This is a genomic window from Streptomyces sp. NPDC101152 (assembly GCF_044768275.1).
Classification (GTDB): Bacteria; Actinomycetota; Actinomycetes; order Streptomycetales; family Streptomycetaceae; genus Streptomyces.
Window position 1 is genome coordinate 55,978 of the sequence record NZ_JBIWPO010000025.1, and the last position, 16,295, is coordinate 72,272.

13 protein-coding genes are annotated in these 16,295 nt (G+C 72.2%); 8 read left to right on the forward strand and 5 right to left on the reverse strand.

From position 1 onward, the window contains the following. Positions 1–31: 31 nt before the first annotated feature. Positions 32–625: an isopentenyl-diphosphate Delta-isomerase gene (idi, locus tag ACIRVK_RS27925; RefSeq protein ID WP_404251717.1), complete on the forward strand. Its 594-nt coding sequence runs from the start codon at positions 32–34 to the stop codon at positions 623–625. A 6-nt stretch (positions 626–631) separates the two neighbouring features. On the opposite strand, the gene ACIRVK_RS27930 is transcribed toward idi, so the two are convergent. Further along, positions 632–1,141 carry an ATP-binding protein gene (locus tag ACIRVK_RS27930; protein ID WP_404251846.1) on the reverse strand — a complete coding sequence of 170 codons (510 nt, stop codon included), beginning with the start codon at positions 1,139–1,141 and terminating at the stop codon, positions 632–634. A gap of 442 nt (positions 1,142–1,583) precedes the next feature. Between ACIRVK_RS27930 and ACIRVK_RS27935 the strand changes: the two genes are divergently transcribed. The 4 genes from ACIRVK_RS27935 to ACIRVK_RS27950 all read left to right on the forward strand — a co-directional run bounded on the left by ACIRVK_RS27935 (position 1,584) and on the right by ACIRVK_RS27950 (position 5,652). Continuing rightward, complete coding sequence (locus ACIRVK_RS27935; RefSeq protein ID WP_404251719.1) at positions 1,584–2,342, forward strand: enoyl-CoA hydratase/isomerase family protein; 759 nt, start codon at positions 1,584–1,586, stop codon at positions 2,340–2,342. Positions 2,343–2,408: 66 nt separating this feature from the next. After that, the gene (locus ACIRVK_RS27940) at positions 2,409–2,540 is read left to right on the forward strand and encodes an LPFR motif small protein (RefSeq protein WP_260844787.1); all 132 of its coding nucleotides are present in this window, start codon (positions 2,409–2,411) and stop codon (positions 2,538–2,540) included. A gap of 103 nt (positions 2,541–2,643) precedes the next feature. Beyond that, positions 2,644–5,013 (forward strand): Tex family protein, encoded by a 2,370-nt coding sequence (locus ACIRVK_RS27945; protein ID WP_404251721.1) that lies wholly within the window; start codon positions 2,644–2,646, stop codon positions 5,011–5,013. A 69-nt stretch (positions 5,014–5,082) separates the two neighbouring features. Continuing rightward, the gene (locus tag ACIRVK_RS27950) at positions 5,083–5,652 is read left to right on the forward strand and encodes a putative glycolipid-binding domain-containing protein (RefSeq protein ID WP_404251723.1); all 570 of its coding nucleotides are present in this window, start codon (positions 5,083–5,085) and stop codon (positions 5,650–5,652) included. Between the two features lie 7 nt (positions 5,653–5,659). Here ACIRVK_RS27950 and ACIRVK_RS27955 read toward each other — a convergent pair whose 3' ends face one another. Further along, positions 5,660–7,300, reverse strand: coding sequence for an ABC-F family ATP-binding cassette domain-containing protein (locus ACIRVK_RS27955; RefSeq protein WP_404251725.1), 1,641 nt, complete (start codon positions 7,298–7,300; stop codon positions 5,660–5,662). A 35-nt stretch (positions 7,301–7,335) separates the two neighbouring features. Continuing rightward, positions 7,336–8,358, reverse strand: coding sequence for an oxidoreductase (locus ACIRVK_RS27960; RefSeq protein ID WP_404251727.1), 1,023 nt, complete (start codon positions 8,356–8,358; stop codon positions 7,336–7,338). A gap of 66 nt (positions 8,359–8,424) precedes the next feature. Between ACIRVK_RS27960 and ACIRVK_RS27965 the strand changes: the two genes are divergently transcribed. Then, positions 8,425–9,378: an FAD-dependent oxidoreductase gene (locus ACIRVK_RS27965; RefSeq protein ID WP_404251729.1), complete on the forward strand. Its 954-nt coding sequence runs from the start codon at positions 8,425–8,427 to the stop codon at positions 9,376–9,378. 228 nt (positions 9,379–9,606) lie between these two features. On the opposite strand, the gene ACIRVK_RS27970 is transcribed toward ACIRVK_RS27965, so the two are convergent. Further along, positions 9,607–11,559 carry a Xaa-Pro dipeptidyl-peptidase gene (locus ACIRVK_RS27970; protein WP_404251731.1) on the reverse strand — a complete coding sequence of 651 codons (1,953 nt, stop codon included), beginning with the start codon at positions 11,557–11,559 and terminating at the stop codon, positions 9,607–9,609. A gap of 219 nt (positions 11,560–11,778) precedes the next feature. Here ACIRVK_RS27970 and ACIRVK_RS27975 point away from each other — a divergent pair, with 219 nt between their 5' ends. Together ACIRVK_RS27975 and ACIRVK_RS27980 are read left to right on the forward strand one after the other, a co-directional pair. Then, on the forward strand, positions 11,779–13,266 hold the full coding sequence (locus ACIRVK_RS27975; protein WP_404251733.1) for a M1 family metallopeptidase: 1,488 nt from the start codon (positions 11,779–11,781) through the stop codon (positions 13,264–13,266). Between the two features lie 96 nt (positions 13,267–13,362). Beyond that, positions 13,363–14,076 carry a MerR family transcriptional regulator gene (locus ACIRVK_RS27980; RefSeq protein WP_404251735.1) on the forward strand — a complete coding sequence of 238 codons (714 nt, stop codon included), beginning with the start codon at positions 13,363–13,365 and terminating at the stop codon, positions 14,074–14,076. A gap of 41 nt (positions 14,077–14,117) precedes the next feature. On the opposite strand, the gene ACIRVK_RS27985 is transcribed toward ACIRVK_RS27980, so the two are convergent. Further along, positions 14,118–16,295, reverse strand: coding sequence for a 3-hydroxyacyl-CoA dehydrogenase NAD-binding domain-containing protein (locus ACIRVK_RS27985; protein ID WP_404251737.1), 2,178 nt, complete (start codon positions 16,293–16,295; stop codon positions 14,118–14,120).

Sequence of the window (16,295 nt, forward strand, 5' to 3'; positions counted from 1 at the left end):
GGGGGCGCGAAGACCGATGCGAAGGATGGGCATGCCGATCACACCTGCCACCGCGACGCACACTCCGTCGAACGGCACCGCAGACGCAATTTTGCTGGAACTGGTCGACGAGGACGGCGTGACGATCGGCACCGCGGAGAAGCTCGCCGCCCACCAGCCACCGGGTCGGCTGCACCGGGCTTTCTCGGTCTTCCTCTTCGACGAGCACGGCCGACTGCTGCTGCAGCAGCGCGCGCTCGGCAAGTACCACTCCCCCGGCGTGTGGTCCAACACCTGCTGCGGCCACCCCTACCCCGGTGAGGCGCCCTTCGCGGCGGCGGCCCGGCGCACGTACGAGGAGCTGGGGGTCTCACCGTCGCTGCTCGCCGAGGCGGGCACGGTGCGCTACAACCACCCGGACCCGGACTCGGGCCTCGTCGAGCAGGAGTACAACCACCTGTTCGTGGGGATGGTGCAGTCCCCGCTCCGGCCCGACCCGCAGGAGGTCGGCGCGACCGCCTTCGTCGCCCCCGCCGAGCTGGCCGAGCGGCACGCCAAGGACACCTTCTCGTCGTGGTTCATGACCGTGCTGGACGCGGCCCGCCCGGCGGTCCGCGAGCTGACGGGCCCGTCGGCCGGCTGGTGACCGCCCTCAGAGCACCCGTACCGGTTTGAGTGGCAGGGCGGCCCAGATCACCTTGCCGCCGCTCGCGGTGTGCTCGACGTCGCACACCCCGCCCGCCTCCCGGGCGATCTCGGTGACCAGGAGCAGCCCCCGGCCGCCGGTGCGGCCGTGGTCGGCCTCCAGGGCGGTCGGGCGGTAGGGGTGGTTGTCCTCCACGGACACCCGCACCCACTCGGCGCCGACGGCGACCTCCACGGCGAGCGTCGGCGACAGCAGCGCCGCGTGCTTGACGGCGTTGGTGGCCAGTTCCGAGACGATCAGCAGCAGGCCCTGCACCAGGTCGTCGGAGGCGGGCACGCCCTGGCGGTACAGCAGGTCCCGTACGGCGTGTCGCGCCTGCGGGACCGAGGCGTCCACGGCGGGGGCGGTGAACCGCCAGACGCCTTCGTACGGCAGTGGGTCCGGGGGCCCCGGGTCGGGGTGCTCGCCGGCGCCGCCCTCTGGGCGTGGGCCGGACCCGCGCCCGTGGTTCTCCATCGTCCGGTCGCCACCCTCGCGCTCGATTGTCACCACACGTCGAGTGTTGGTAACGAAGAGCTCCACCCCGGATGTCTGAACAGAAGTCAGCGACTATCGAGCGTTTGTGACCGCCCGTTTGCGACAAGGTCCAGAGCCGGACCGTTCCTGTCCGCCGTGCCGGAACTTCGCGAACTATTCGGGTTGTACGGGTTCGCCGGTCCCGCCGGGTGTCGTAGCTCACCTCCCTCTGCTTGATCACGGGCCCCAGGGCGGGGCTGGTGCCGCGGCAGGCAACGTTTGCCCGTGAAGGAGCGGCGTCCGGGGCGTCCTCTCGGCGTGCCGGACGGAATGCCCCGTCGATGGACCGGACGTACTTGGGGTTTCGGCCGGTGCGGCGAGAGGACGTGCCGGGCGTCGCGACGGGGCGAACGTCGCCTGCCGCGGCACTAGCATCCGGCTCATGGAGCCGCAGCTGCTGCACGGCGTCGCCGACTCGGTCGCCACCGTCGTCATCCACCACCCCGCCAAGCGCAACGCCATGACGGCCGCGATGTGGGCGGCGCTGCCGCCGCTGCTGGACACCCTCGCGGCCGATCCGGCCGTACGGGCGCTGGTGCTGACCGGGGAGGGCGGCACGTTCTGCGCCGGGGCCGACATCTCCACGCTGCAGGGGTCGCCCGAAAAGGCGCAGACGCTGGCGGTGCGGGCGGAGGAGGCCCTGGCCGCCTTTCCCAAGCCGACGCTGGCGGCGATCCGCGGGCACTGCGTGGGCGGCGGGGCGCAGCTGGCGGCGGCCTGCGATCTGCGGTTCGCCATGGAGGGCGCGCTGTTCGGGGTCACCCCGGCGAAGCTCGGCATCGTCTACCCGGCGTCCTCCACCCGCCGGCTGGTGTCGCTGGTGGGCCCGGCGACCGCCAAGTACCTGCTGTTCTCCGGCGAGCTGATCGACGCGGAGCGGGCGCTGCGCACCGGCCTGGTGGACGAGCTGCTGCCGCAGGGCGAACTCGCCCGGCGGGTCGCGGAGTTCACGCGGATTCTGGCGTCCCGCTCCCAGCTCACGCAGGCCGCCGCGAAGGAGTACGCGAACGGGCGGACCGACCGGGACGCGCACTGGAGCGAGCAGGCACGCGCGGGCGGTGACACCGCGGAGGGGGTCGCCGCGTTCCTGGAACGCCGGCAGCCGCGCTTCACCTGGTCGGTTCCCGGCCGGCCCGGGTGACCGGGGCCGGAGGCGGGGACCCGGATCTCTCCCGGCCGTCGTGGCCGGGGAGGAAAGCGGAAGTCCGTGTTCCGTGCGATAGCCGACGTCCTGCGCCAGATCGGTGGCGCGATCGCCACCGTCGTGACGCTGCCCTTCCGGGCCCTGGCCCGGCTCTTCGGCGGGGCCTCCGGCTCGGCGCGGGGTCACCGCGCCTGATCCCGCCCGTTCCGCCTCGCCGGGGGCGCCGCCCTGATCCCCGGCTGTCGGTGCCGCCTGCCACAATTGCCGCGCAACCTCAGTGAGAAGGCGGTACGGGATCGTGACGACACCCGGGTCCGGCGCAGTCGGGACCATCGAAGGCAGGATCGCCGAGGAACTCGGCGTACGGGAGCGGCAGGTCAGAGCTGCCGTGGAGCTGCTCGACGGCGGTTCGACGGTGCCCTTCATCGCCCGCTACCGCAAGGAAGCGACCGAGATGCTCGACGACGCGCAGCTGCGCACGATCGAGGAGCGGCTGCGCTATCTGCGGGAGCTGGAGGAGCGGCGGACCGCGATCCTCGACTCGGTGCGCGAGCAGGGCAAGCTCACCGAGGAGCTGGAGGCGCGGATCCGGGGCGCCGAGACCAAGGCGCGCCTGGAGGACATCTACCTGCCGTTCAAGCCCAAGCGGCGTACCAAGGCGCAGATCGCGCGGGAGGCGGGCCTGGAACCGCTCGCCGAGGGACTCCTGAGCGACCCGGGTGTGGACCCGCTCGCCGCGGCGGCCGCGTTCGTCGACGCCGACAAGGGCGTGGCCGATCCGCAGGCCGCACTCGACGGCGCCCGCGCGATCCTCACCGAGCGGTTCGCGGAGGACGCGGACCTGATCGGCGAGCTGCGCGAGCGCATGTGGGCGCGCGGGCGACTCGCCGCCAAGGTGCGGGAGGGCAAGGAGGAGGCGGGCGCCAAGTTCGCCGACTACTTCGACTTCGCCGAGCCGTTCACCGCGCTGCCCTCGCACCGCGTCCTCGCGATGCTGCGCGGCGAGAAGGAGGAGGTCCTCGACCTCGTCCTGGAGCCGGAGGAGCCGACGGACGGGCCCTCGTCGTACGAGGGGATCGTCGCCCACCGGTTCCAGATCGCCGACCGGGGCCGCCCTGCCGACAAGTGGCTCCTGGACACCGTGCGCTGGGCCTGGCGCACCCGCATCCTGGTGCACCTGGGCATCGACCTGCGCCTGAGGCTGCGCACCGCCGCCGAGGACGAGGCCGTCCAGGTGTTCGCCGCCAACCTGCGCGACCTGCTGCTCGCCGCCCCCGCCGGCACGCGCGCGACGCTGGGGCTGGACCCCGGCTTCCGCACGGGCGTGAAGGTCGCCGTCGTCGACGCCACCGGCAAGGTGGTGGCGACCGACGTCATCTACCCGCACGTGCCCGCCAACAAATGGGACGAGGCGATCGCCAAGCTGGCCCGGCTGGCCGCACAGCACCAGGTCGAGCTGGTCGCCATCGGTAACGGTACGGCCTCCCGCGAGACCGACAAGCTCGCCGGCGAACTCATCACCAGGCACCCCGAGCTGAAGCTCACCAAGGTGATGGTGTCGGAGGCCGGCGCCTCCGTGTACTCGGCGTCCGCGTTCGCCTCGCAGGAGCTGCCCGACATGGACGTGTCGCTGCGCGGCGCCGTCTCCATCGCGCGCCGGCTGCAGGACCCGCTCGCCGAGCTGGTGAAGATCGACCCCAAGTCGATCGGTGTCGGCCAGTACCAGCACGACCTGTCCGAGGTGAAGCTGTCGCGTTCGCTGGACGCGGTGGTGGAGGACTGTGTGAACGGCGTCGGCGTGGACGTCAACACGGCGTCGGCCCCGCTGCTCGCCCGGGTCTCCGGCATCACCTCCGGGCTGGCCGAGAACATCGTGGCGCACCGCGACGCCAACGGGCCGTTCCGGTCCCGTACGCAGCTGAAGAGTGTGGCGCGGCTCGGGCCCAAGGCCTACGAGCAGTGCGCGGGTTTCCTGCGGATCCGCGGCGGCGACGACCCGCTCGACGCGTCCAGCGTGCACCCCGAGGCCTACCCGGTCGTCCGGCGGATGGTGAAGACCTCCGGGCAGGAGGTGGCCTCGCTCATCGGCAACACCGGCGTGCTGCGGTCGCTGAGGCCGGGAGACTTCGTGGACGAGACGTTCGGGCTGCCGACCGTCACCGACATCCTCAGGGAGCTGGAGAAGCCGGGGCGCGACCCGCGGCCCGCGTTCAAGACAGCCACCTTCAAGGAGGGCGTCGAGAAGATCTCCGACCTGGAGCCGGGGATGGTCCTCGAGGGCGTGGTCACGAACGTCGCTGCGTTCGGGGCGTTCATCGACGTGGGTGTGCACCAGGACGGGCTCGCGCACGTCTCGGCACTGTCCAGGACCTTCGTCAAGGACCCCCGGGACGTGGTGAAGCCGGGGGACATCGTCAAGGTGAAGGTGCTGGACGTCGACATTCCGCGCAAGCGGATCTCGCTCACGCTGCGGCTGGACGACGAGGCGCAGGCCTCCGGCGGGGAGCGCCGGCAGCAGCGTGGCGGGCGGCCGCCCCAGCAGCGGCAGAGCGGCGGCCGGGGCGGTCAGGGCGGCGGTTCTCGGCAGGCCCCGCCGCCGGGCAACAGCGCGATGGCCGACGCGCTGCGCAAGGCCGGGCTGCTCAATCCCGGGAAGGGCAAGCGCTGACGGCTCGGTGAAACCGCCCCGCGCCCGGGAAAGGGGCGCGGGGCCTGCTTTCCCCCTAGAGTGATCGGCATGCCCGCATCACGTGCCATCACCTGGGAAGTCATGGAGAGCCGGGGCTACGAGACCTCCTGGGTCGAGCTCGGCGACGGCACCCTGCGCGCCCGCGGCCGGGCCGTGGGGACGACCCCGGAGCCGTACTGGATCACCTACGAACTCGAGACCAACGACAGCTTCGTGACCCGGCGCTTGCTGGTCACGGCGGAGACGGAGAGCGTGCGGCGCTCCCTCGACCTGGTGCACGACGGACGGGGCCGGTGGACCGCCGACGGGGAAGCGCTGCCCGGGGTCGAGGGGGCGATCGACTGCGACCTGGGGCTGTGTCCGCTCACCAACACCATGCCGGTGCTGCGGCACGGGCTGCACCGGGGGCCCGGCGAGCGGGAGTTCCTGATGGCGTGGGTGTCGGTGCCGGGGCTGGTCGTACGGCCGTCCCGGCAGGTCTACACCCACCTCGGCCGGACCGACGGGGGCGGCCACGTCCGGTACGCGTCCGGGGACTTCCGCAGCGACCTGGAGTTCGACGCGGACGGCTGCGTGGTCGACTACCCGGGGCTGGCCCGGCGTCTGACGTCCCGTTAGAAGGGCCCTAGCGCTCGGTCACCTTGCCGTCGGCCACCTCCAGGCGGCGCGTCACGTGGACCGCGTCCAGCATGCGGCGGTCGTGGGTGACCAGGAGCAGGGTGCCCTCGTAGGCGTCGAGGGCCTGCTCCAGTTGTTCGATGGCCGGCAGGTCGAGGTGGTTGGTCGGCTCGTCGAGGACCAGGAGGTTGACGCCCCGGCCCTGCAGCAGGGCGAGGGCGGCCCGGGTGCGCTCGCCCGGGGAGAGGGTCGCCGCCGGACGCAGCACATGCTCGGACTTCAGGCCGAACTTGGCCAGCAGCGTGCGGATCTCGACCGGCTCGGTGTCCGGGACGGCCGCGTGGAAGGCGTCCACCAGGGCCTGCGGGCCGTGGAACAGCCGACGGGCCTGGTCGACCTCGCCGACCAGCACGCCGGAGCCGAGGGCGGCGTGACCGGAGTCCAGCGGGACGCGGCCCAGCAGGGCGCCGAGCAGGGTCGACTTGCCCGCGCCGTTCGCGCCGGTCACCGCCACCCGGTCCGCCCAGTCGACCTGCAGGGAGACCGGGCCGAAGGTGAAGTCGCCACGCCTGACCTCGGCGTCCCGCAGGGTGGCCACGACGGCACCGGAACGCGGGGCCGAGGCGATCTCCATGCGCAGCTCCCACTCCTTGCGGGGCTCCTCGACGGCGTCCAGGCGTTCGATCATGCGCTGGGTCTGGCGGGCCTTCGCGGCCTGCTTCTCGCTGGCCTCGCTGCGGAACTTGCGGCCGATCTTGTCGTTGTCGTTGCCCGCCTTGCGGCGCGCGTTCTTGACGCCCTTGTCCATCCAGGAGCGCTGCATCTGGGCCCGGTCCTGCAGGGCGGCGCGCTTGTCGGCGTACTCCTCGTAGTCCTCGCGGGCGTGCCGGCGGGCCACGTCCCGTTCCTCCAGGTAGGCCTCGTAGCCGCCGCCGTAGAGGGTGATCTGCTGCTGGGCCAGGTCGAGTTCGAGCACCTTGGTCACGGTGCGGGTGAGGAACTCGCGGTCGTGGCTGACGACGACGGTGCCGGCGCGCAGGCCCGTCACGAAGCGTTCGAGGCGCTCCAGGCCGTCCAGGTCGAGGTCGTTGGTCGGCTCGTCGAGGAGGAAGACGTCGTAGCGGGAGAGCAGGAGGGAGGCGAGTCCCGCCCGGGCCGCCTGGCCGCCGGACAGGGACGTCATCGGCTGGTCCAGGTCGACCGCCAGGCCCAGGGAGTCGGCGACCTCCTCGGCCCGCTCCTCCAGGTCCGCGCCGCCGAGGTCGAGCCAGCGCTCCAGGCTGGTCGCGTAGGCGTCGTCGGCCCCCGGGGCGCCGTCGACCAGGGCCTGGGTGGCCTCGTCCATCAGGCGCTGCGCCTCGGCGACGCCGGTGCGGCGGGCCAGGAACTCCCGCACGGTCTCGCCGGGCCGTCGCTCCGGCTCCTGCGGGAGGTGCCCGACGGTGGCCGTCGGCGGGGAGAGCCGCAACTCGCCCTGCTCGGGCGCGAGCAGCCCCGCGAGCATCCTGAGCAGCGTGGACTTGCCCGCGCCGTTGGCACCGACCAGCCCGATCACGTCGCCGGGCGCGACGACGAGGTCGAGCCCGGTGAACAGCGAGCGGTCGCCGTGCCCGGCGGCGAGGTTCTTGGCGACGAGGGTGGCAGTCATCAGGTCGCCGATCCTATCCGCCGCGCCCGGTGCACTCAGCGGGCCATAGCCTTCACCAGCACGCTTCCCGCCGTCCGCGCCACCAGGAAAGACTCGCCCCGCACCGCCCGGGCGTCGAGCGCGATGCGGTGGCGGCCCGCGTCGAGGACGCCGTCGAAGACCTCCTGGGCGTGGGTCCGGTAGAGGCGGTCGAGGCGGTACGCGGTGACGCGGACCCGGCAGGGCGAGGTGACCTCGACGCCCGCCTCGCCGTCGGCGGCGACCAGACGGGTCAGCCGGCGTTGTCCGGCCGGGCTGCGGTCCAGGGCGTGTTCGATCTGGGCGACGAGGAGCGGGACGATCGGGGCGAGCCCTTCGACGTACGCCACCTCGACCCCGGCCTGTTCGAAGGCGCGGCGTACCGCCGTGCGCGCTTCAGGGGTCACCGCGCGGCCGAAGGCGACGGCGCCGTAGGCGCGCAGTTCGTCGGCGGGGACGTCGTTGGCGTCGTGGGCGATGTCGGCGCCGACGCCGATCGTGCGCAGGGCCGCGGCGAGCTTGGCGAGGAGGGCGACCCTGGCACCGATCAGCAGGACCCGGCGGCGTGCGGTGGGCGCCTCGCCGTCGAGGAGGGCGGCCAGCGCCGCGCGGTACTCGCTGCCGTGGAAGCGGAACGGCCCTATGCCGTGGTAGCCGTTCAGCTCCAGGTCGGCGTGCTCGCCGGTCTGCCAGGCGAAGTCCCGCCAGACGTAGTCCGCGCCGTCCCGTTCGATGACCGCGGTGACCGCGCCACAGGCCAGGTCGGCGCAGTCGGGGCAGCCGTAGACGACGTACCGGCCGTCCGGCAGCGGGGCGGGGGCCTCCAGCAGGAGGGCGCGGACCTGTTCGGTGAAGATCGCGGGCGGTATGTCGGAGGCGAGCGGGGAGACGGCGTCGAGGTCGGAGAGCCGGAACAGCAGCGGGCGTCCGTCGACGATGAAGTCCACGAAGTCCCGGTGCACCTGGTGGTCACCGTTGGCGAGGACTCCACCGGCACGCATCGCCGGTGCCAGGCCGAAGGTCGCGTACTCGACAGACATGCTGTGAGTATTCCCGCCGTGGAAGCGGTCTGCGCACGGCATGTGGCATTCCGCTACTGTCCCCGGATGGAGAGCGGACGCAACAACGACGTCGTCGTGGTCGGCGGCGGTGTCATCGGTCTGACGACGGCCGTCGTGCTGGCCGAGCGCGGTGCCCGGGTGCGGGTATGGACGCGGGATCCCGCGGAGCGGACCACCTCGGCGGTCGCGGGGGCGCTGTGGTGGCCGTACCACATCGAGCCGAAGGGGCGGGCGCGCGCCTGGGCGCTCCAGTCCCTGGACGTGTACGAGGAGTTGGCGCTGCGGCCCGGGGCGACCGGCGTACGCATGGTCGAGGGCGTCATGGGCGAGACCGCGGTGGACGAGGTGGCGTGGGCCGCCGCCCGGGTTCCGGGGCTGCGGGCGTCGACGGCCGAGGAGTACGCCGGGTCCGGGCTGTGGGCGCGGCTGCCGCTCATCGACATGTCGACTCATCTGCCCTGGCTGCTGGAGCGGTTGTCCAAGGCCGGCGGGGTGGTCGAGGAGCGGACGGTCACCGGCCTCGCGGAAGTGGATGCCCCGGTGGTGGTCAACTGCACGGGTCTGGGGGCGCGGGAACTGGTGCCGGACGCCTCGGTGCGGCCCGTGCGCGGGCAGTTGGTCGTCGTGGAGAACCCCGGCGTGCGCACCTGGCTGGTCTCGACGCGGGCGGGCGGCGAGATGGCGTACTTCTTCCCGCAGGCAGGACGGCTGCTGCTGGGCGGCACGGCGGTCGAGGACGAGTGGTCCACCGAGCCGGATCCCGCGGTGGCGGAGGCGATCGTACGGCGGTGCGCGGCGCTGCGGCCCGAGATCGCGGCGGCACGGGTACTGGAGCACCGGGTGGGGCTGCGGCCGGCCCGTGACGCGGTCCGGCTGGAGCGCGAACCGCTGCCGGACGGGCGGGTCCTGGTGCACAACTACGGCCACGGCGGGGCGGGCGTGACGGTGGCGTGGGGCTGCGCGCAGGAGACGGCCGGGCTGGTGGACCCGGCCGTCTAGTGCCGCGGCTGGCAACGTTCGCCCGGTAAGGAGCGGCGTCGTGGGGGCCCCTCCCGCTCGAGCGAAGTCGAGAGTGGGGGAGCGTCCTCTCGGCGTGCCGGGCGGAATGCCCCGTTGATGGACCGGACGTACTTGGGGTTTCGGCCGGTGCGGCGAGAGGGCGTACCGGGCGTCGCGACGGGGCGGACGTCGCCTGCCGCGGCACCAGTGCCCCGGGACTGGGGTGAGCTAGCCCAGGGGAACGCGGAGCGGGCCGTTCGGCTCGGTGACGCCGGTCAGGTGGGGGGCCGGCCTGGACGGGGTTGCCGTACCCGAGGTGGCGAGGGCGAAGGCCGCCGGGCCGCCGACCAGGGGGACGCGGGCCTGGGTGCGGGACAGGTCCAGGGTGAGTGTCGGGCGGTCGGCGGGCGGGTCGATGAGGTCCTTGTCCGTGCCCGCGACGATCAGGGCGAGGCGGTGGCCGGCCGGGACGACGTGGTCGGTGGCCGCGAGGTGCAGGGTGGTGGTGTACGCCTTGCCGGGGGTGAGCGGGACGCCCTTCCGGTCGGAGGCGTAGTGGCCGAGGTCGGCCCAACCACGGCTGAGGACCGTGTAGTCGACGGCCTTCGTCTTCGCCTCGGTGTTCAGGAAGCAGGCGCTGTCGCCGGACGTGCTCGCGCCCCAGCAGCTCCGGTCGGTGAGGGTGGTGATGCCCTCGTCCGCGTCGGTGTAGTCCCGGATGGTGTCGGGGCCGAGGTCGACCAGGACGGCGGAGAGGTGGGCTGTCCGGGTGGTCGGGGTCGCGGTGACGGTCACCTCGGAGGAGCCGGACAGGCGCAGGTCGTGGGAGAGCGGCCGGGTGACGAAGCCCGCTTTGTCGGCCGTCGCCTTGCCGACTTGCGCCGCCCAGTCCGTCTCGCTGTGCTGCGGGTCGTCGGTGAAGGTCTCGGTGCCCGAGCCGTGTGTCAGGCCGAGGGTGCCGACACCCGGCTGGGGGCCGGCGGCCGGGCGCAGGGTCGTGGTGGCCGTGCCCCGGGGCGGCCAGGTCTTCGAGGTGGTCCACTGGTCGGGGTGGCGTTCGATGTCGGCCATCGGTTCGCGGTCGATTCCGTTGTCGTAGCCGAGGAGTTCGTGGTCGAACCAGCGGTGCAGGGTGTCGACCCAGGCGCCGCGGCGGTAGTCGAACGGGTCGACGTGCCCGGTCTGGGACAGCCAGATCTTGCGCTCGACGCCGTGCTTGGCCAGCGCGTCCCACCACTGCCCGAAGTGCTTGGTGCGGACGTTGAGGTCCTGCATGCCGTGCACGAGGAAGACGCTCGCCCGCACCTTGCCGGCGTCCTTGACGTAGTCGCGCTCGGTCCAGAACGGCGTCCAGTCACCGGTGCGCGGGGCGCCCGCGACGATCTTCCGCTGGACGGCGGCGCACCTGGCCTGCGCGCCGGGACTGTCGACGTAGTCGGAGAGCGAGTCGGGGCCGGAGTCGTAGAGTGGGGCGCCCTGGGCGAAGTAGTAGTCGTACCAGGAGGAGATGGCGCTGATCGGGACGATGGTCCTCAGGCCCCTCACGCCGGTGGCGGCGACGCCGTTGGCGATGGTGCCGTCCCAGCTCTTGCCGATCATGCCGGTCCGGCCGTTGGTCCAGCCCGCCGTGGCGCGGACGGTCCCGGTGCGGGTCGTGTACGCCTTGGCGCGTCCGTTCAGCCAGTCGACGACCGCCTTCGCGGACTGGATGTCGGAACGGCCGCCGACGTCCACGCAGCCGTCGGAGCGGTTGGTGCCGGCGAGGTCGACGCCGACGAAGGCGTAGCCGCGCGGGACGAAGTAGTTGTCGTAGAAGAGCGGCATCTGGACGACGTCGCCGTTCGCGTCGTACGTCTTGAGCTGGCTCTCGTTGCCGCGGCCGCAGCAGGAGTAGTAGGGGCTGGCGTCCATGATGACGGGGACCCTGCGGTGCCGCTGGGCGGGTTCGCGGGGGCGGACGATGTCGACGGCGACGCGGTCGCTCTTTCCGTCGCCGTCGCCGTCGAGTCCGGTGTCCACCCATACGGCCTCGCGGATGGCGTTCGCATAGGAGTAGACGGGCCGGCTCTCCCGGGGGGCCGCGTGGGCCGCCGCCGGGGAGAGGAAGGCTGCCGTGAGGACGGCGGCGACGACCGCCGTCACCAGCGGTCTCCAGGTCGTGAAGGGCATGCGTATCGGCATGCGCGGGACGGTACATCGGTCAACTCCCGTGCAGAAGAGGGCAGTAGAAGGCCGGAAGGGACGGAAGTGGCCGAATGAAGCCCCTGGGCCGGGGGCGGTCGTGACGGCCGAATGGCGATCGTGTGACACGTGGCGCCATGGACATGCCCGGGGACACAGGGAGTCAATAGGCTCCGCACATCCGAACAGACCCTCGTGCCCCTACCACTTGGAGCTTTCGTGCACCGCAGAATTCTCGCGCCGGGCGCACTGGCCGCCGCGTCCCTGATGCTGGCGATCCCGGCGTCGGCAGCGAGCTACTCCCCCGGCGCCCCGGGCATCGGCGACCCCTACTACCCGGCCTACGGCAACGGCGGCTACGACGTCTCCCACTACGACCTGCGGCTCCAGTACCAGCCCGCCACCGACGAGTTGTCCGGTACGGCGACGATCCTGGCGCGGACCACGCAGGACCTGTCGAGCTTCGACCTGGACTTCCTGCTGGACGTCAGCGAGGTCCGCGTCAACGGCGCGAAGGCCGCCTTCACCACCTCGGGCCAGCACGAACTGGTGATCACGCCGAGGACACCGCTGGACAAGGGCACGGCGATCACCGTGGTCGTGCGCTACAGCGGGGTGCCCTCGACGAAGAGCGCGTACGGCTTCAACACCTGGCACCGCACCCCGGACGGGGCGGTCGCCGCCGACGAGCCCGAGGCGGCCTGGTGGTGGTACCCGAGCAACGACCACCCGCTGGACAAGGCGACCTACGACGTGTCGGTGGCGGTGCCCGACGGCACCCAGGCCATCTCCAACGGCACGCTCCAGTCCACCACTTCGAAGCTCGGCTGGACGCGTTACAACTGGCGCGAGAACAAGCCACAGGCGACGTACCTGACCACGCTGGCGGTCGGGAAGTTCGACATCACCACCGGCACCTCCGACGGCGGGGTGCCGATCGTCAACGCCTACAGCAAGGACCTCGGCGACAACGACGGGGCGGCGCGGGCGAGCGTCGAGCGCACCGGGGAGATCGTCGACTGGCTGAGCGGCTACTTCGGGCCGTATCCGTTCTCCTCGGCCGGCGGGTACGTGCCCAACACGACGACCGGGTACGCGCTGGAGACGCAGACCCGCGTGTACTACAGCCCGAAGCAGTTCGCGAACGGCGCCAACACGTCCGTGGTGGTGCACGAGTTGGCGCACCAGTGGTACGGCGACAGCGTGTCGCTCAAGGGCTGGAAGGACATCTGGATCAACGAGGGCTTCGCACGGTACGCGCAGTGGCTGTGGTCCGAGCACGAGGGCGAGGGGACGACACAGCAACTCGCCGACTACGTGTACGCCTCGCATCCGGCCGACGACGCCTTCTGGACCGTGAAGCCGGGCGATCCCGGGCCGGACAACCAGTTCGACATCGCCGTGTACGACCGGGGCGCGCTGGCGATCCAGGCGCTGCGCAACGCCGTCGGCGACGACGCGTTCTTCGCCATTCTGAAGGGCTGGCCGCAGGAGCACGCGTACGGCAACGCGTCGGTGGCCGACTTCGAGGCGTACGCCGAGCGGGTGTCCGGGAAGCCGCTGGGTCCGCTGTTCGACACCTGGCTGTTCCAGCCGTCGAAGCCCGCGGCGCCGGCGGCCCGGGCCGCCTCCATCGCGGGGTCGTCGAAGACGCCGGTGCGGCCCCGGTCGTGGAGGAAGATCGCGGCGACCGACGACGCCCGCTGAGGGACCTTCGCCCGGTACGGCGCGGCTCTCCCACAGGTCCCGCACGTATCGGGCACAAGGTTTCGCAGTACTGGTGTCACAGCGATACTGCTGCACATGACGACCGACACCGCCGAGCCGACGCTCACGATCGACGAACTGGCCGCGCGGGCCGGCATCACGGTCCGCACGGTGCGTTTCTACAGCACCAAGGGACTGCTCCCGCCGCCGGTGATCGGTCCGCGGCGGGTGGGGCACTACGGGCCGCAGCACGTGGCCCGGCTGGCGCTGATCGAGGAGCTGCAGCACCAGGGCATGACGCTGGCTGCGATCGAGCGGTACATGGAGCAGCTGCCGCCGGACCTGAGCGACCACGACCTGGCCATCCACCGGGCCGTGGTCGCCTCCTGGGCCCCGGACACCGTGCAGACCGTCACGGCCGAGGAGCTGCGGCGCCGGGCGGGACGGCCGCTCACCGAGGACGACGTGGAGCGGCTCACGGCGATGGGGGTGGTGCGGGCCGACGGGGACGGCCACCGGGTCGACTCGGGGCTGCTGCGGCTCGCCGTGCAGCTGCTGGACGTGCCGCTGTCCCAGGAGGCGATCCTCGCGGCGCGCGCGGTACTGATCGAGCACTCCCGGGCGGCGGCGCACGAACTGTCGCAACTGTTCCGGGGCGAGGTGGCCGAGCGGGCCGAGGAGGACGTGAAGTCGCTGTCGGCGCACATGCAGCCGCTGGTGGTGCAGGCCCTGCTGACGACGTTCCAGCGGTCGCTCACCGAAGAGGTGCGCGGGTGGCTCGCGGACACCCAGGAAGGCCGGCCCGCCTGACCGGCCGGGCGGCCTTCCGGATGGCATGAGGTCCGGCGAGGTCACGCGTCCGAGAAGCGCTCCCCCTTCTCGGCCTTCTCCACCAGCAGCGCGGGCGGCGTGAACCGGTCGCCGTAGCGGTCCGCGAGTTCCTGGGCGCGGGCCACGAAGCCGGGCAGGCCTCCCTCGTAGCCGTTGACGTACTGCAGTACGCCGCCCGTCCAGCCGGGGAAGCCGATGCCGAAGATCGAGCCGATGTTGGCGTCGGCGACGGAGGTCAGGACGCCCTCCTCGAGGAGCCTGACCGTGTCGAGGGCCTCGGCGAAGAGCATGCGTTCCTGCATGTCCCGGAACGGGATCTGATGGCCCGGCCTGGTGAAGTGCTCCCGCAGGCCCGGCCACAGGCCCGTGCGCCTGCCGTCGTCACCGTAGTCGTAGAAGCCCGCTCCCCCGCTGCGGCCGGTGCGGCCGAACTCGTCCACCATGCGGTCGATGACGGCCTCGGCGGGGTGCGCCGGCCAGGTGCCGCCCGCCTCCTCCACGGCCCGCTTCGACTCGTTGCGGATCTTGCGCGGGAGCGTGAGCGTCAGTTCGTCCATCAGGGACAGGACCTTGGCGGGATAGCCCGCCTGCGCCGCCGCCTGTTCGACCGAGGCGGGCTCGATGCCCTCGCCGACCATGGCGACGCCCTCGTTGATGAAGTGCCCGATCACCCGGGAGGTGAAGAAGCCCCGGGAGTCGTTGACGACGATCGGGGTCTTCCGGATCTGGCGGACCAGGTCGAAGGCGCGGGCGATGGCCTCCGCGCCCGTCCGCTCCCCCTTGATGATCTCGACCAGCGGCATCTTGTCGACCGGCGAGAAGAAGTGCAGGCCGATGAAGTCGGCCTGGCGCTCGACGCCCTCGGCCAGGGCGGTGATCGGGAGGGTGGAGGTGTTGGAGCACAGCAGGGCGTCCGGCGCGACGAGGTGCTGGATCTCCTGGAAGACCTTGTGCTTGAGCTCCGGGTTCTCGAAGACGGCCTCGATCACCGCGTCGCAGCCCGCGACGTCGGCGGGGTCGGCGGTGGGGGTGATGCGGGCCAGCAGGGCGTCCGCCTTCTCCTGGGTCGTACGGCTCCGGGAGACGGCCTTGGCGCACAGCTTCTCGGAGTAGCCCTTGCCCTTGGTGGCCGCTTCGAGCGACACGTCCTTCAGGACGACCTCGATGCCGGCGCGGGCGCAGGAGTAGGCGATGCCCGCGCCCATCATCCCGGCGCCGAGAACGGCGACCTTGGTCACCTGGCGCGGCTCGATGCCCTTGGGGCGGTTGGCGCCGGAGTTGACGGCCTGCAGGTCGAAGAAGAACGCCTGGATCATGTTCTTCGAGGTCTGGCCGGCGGCGAGTTCGACGAAGTAGCGGGCCTCGATGACCTGGGCCGTCTCGAAGTCGACCTGGGAGCCTTCGACGGCCGCCGCGAGGATGTTGCGCGGGGCGGGATAGGGGGCTCCGCCGGTCTGCTTGCGCAGGTTGGCCGGGAAGGCGGGCAGGTTGGCCGCGAACCGGGGGTTGGCGGGGGTGCCGCCCGGGATGCGGTAGCCCGGCTTGTCCCAGGGCTGCTGCGAGGCGGGGTTGGCGTCGATGAAGGCGCGGGCCCGGTCCAGCAACTCCTCGGGCGTGGCGACGACCTCGTCGACGAGGCCGTTCGCCAGCGCGCGCCGCGGGTCGTACTGGGTGCCCTGGAGCAGCACCTTCAGCAGGGCGTCGGCGATGCCGAGGAGGCGGACGGTGCGGACGACTCCGCCGCCGCCGGGGAGCAGGCCCAGGGTGACCTCGGGGCAGCCGATCTTGGCGCCGGGCGCGTCCAGTGCGATCCGGTGGTGGCAGGCGAGGGCGAGCTCGTAACCGCCGCCCAGGGCCGCGCCGTTGATCGCGGCGACGACCGGCTTGCCCAGGGTCTCGATGCGGCGCAGGTTGCGCTTGATCGCCATGCCGCCGTCGAAGAGGTCCTGCGCGGTCTCGGGGGTGACGCGGATGAGGTCGCGCAGGTCGCCGCCGGCGAAGAAGGTCTTCTTGGCGGAGGTGAGGATGATGCCGCGGACGGAGTCCTTCTCGGCCTCCAGCCGGTCGGTGACCACGGCGAGGGAGTCGCGGAACGCCTGGTTCATGGTGTTCGCGGACTGGTTCGGGTCGTCGAGGACGAGGGTGACGACGCCGGTGCGGTCCTGTTCCCAGCGGATGGTGGTGGGCTCAGTGCTCAT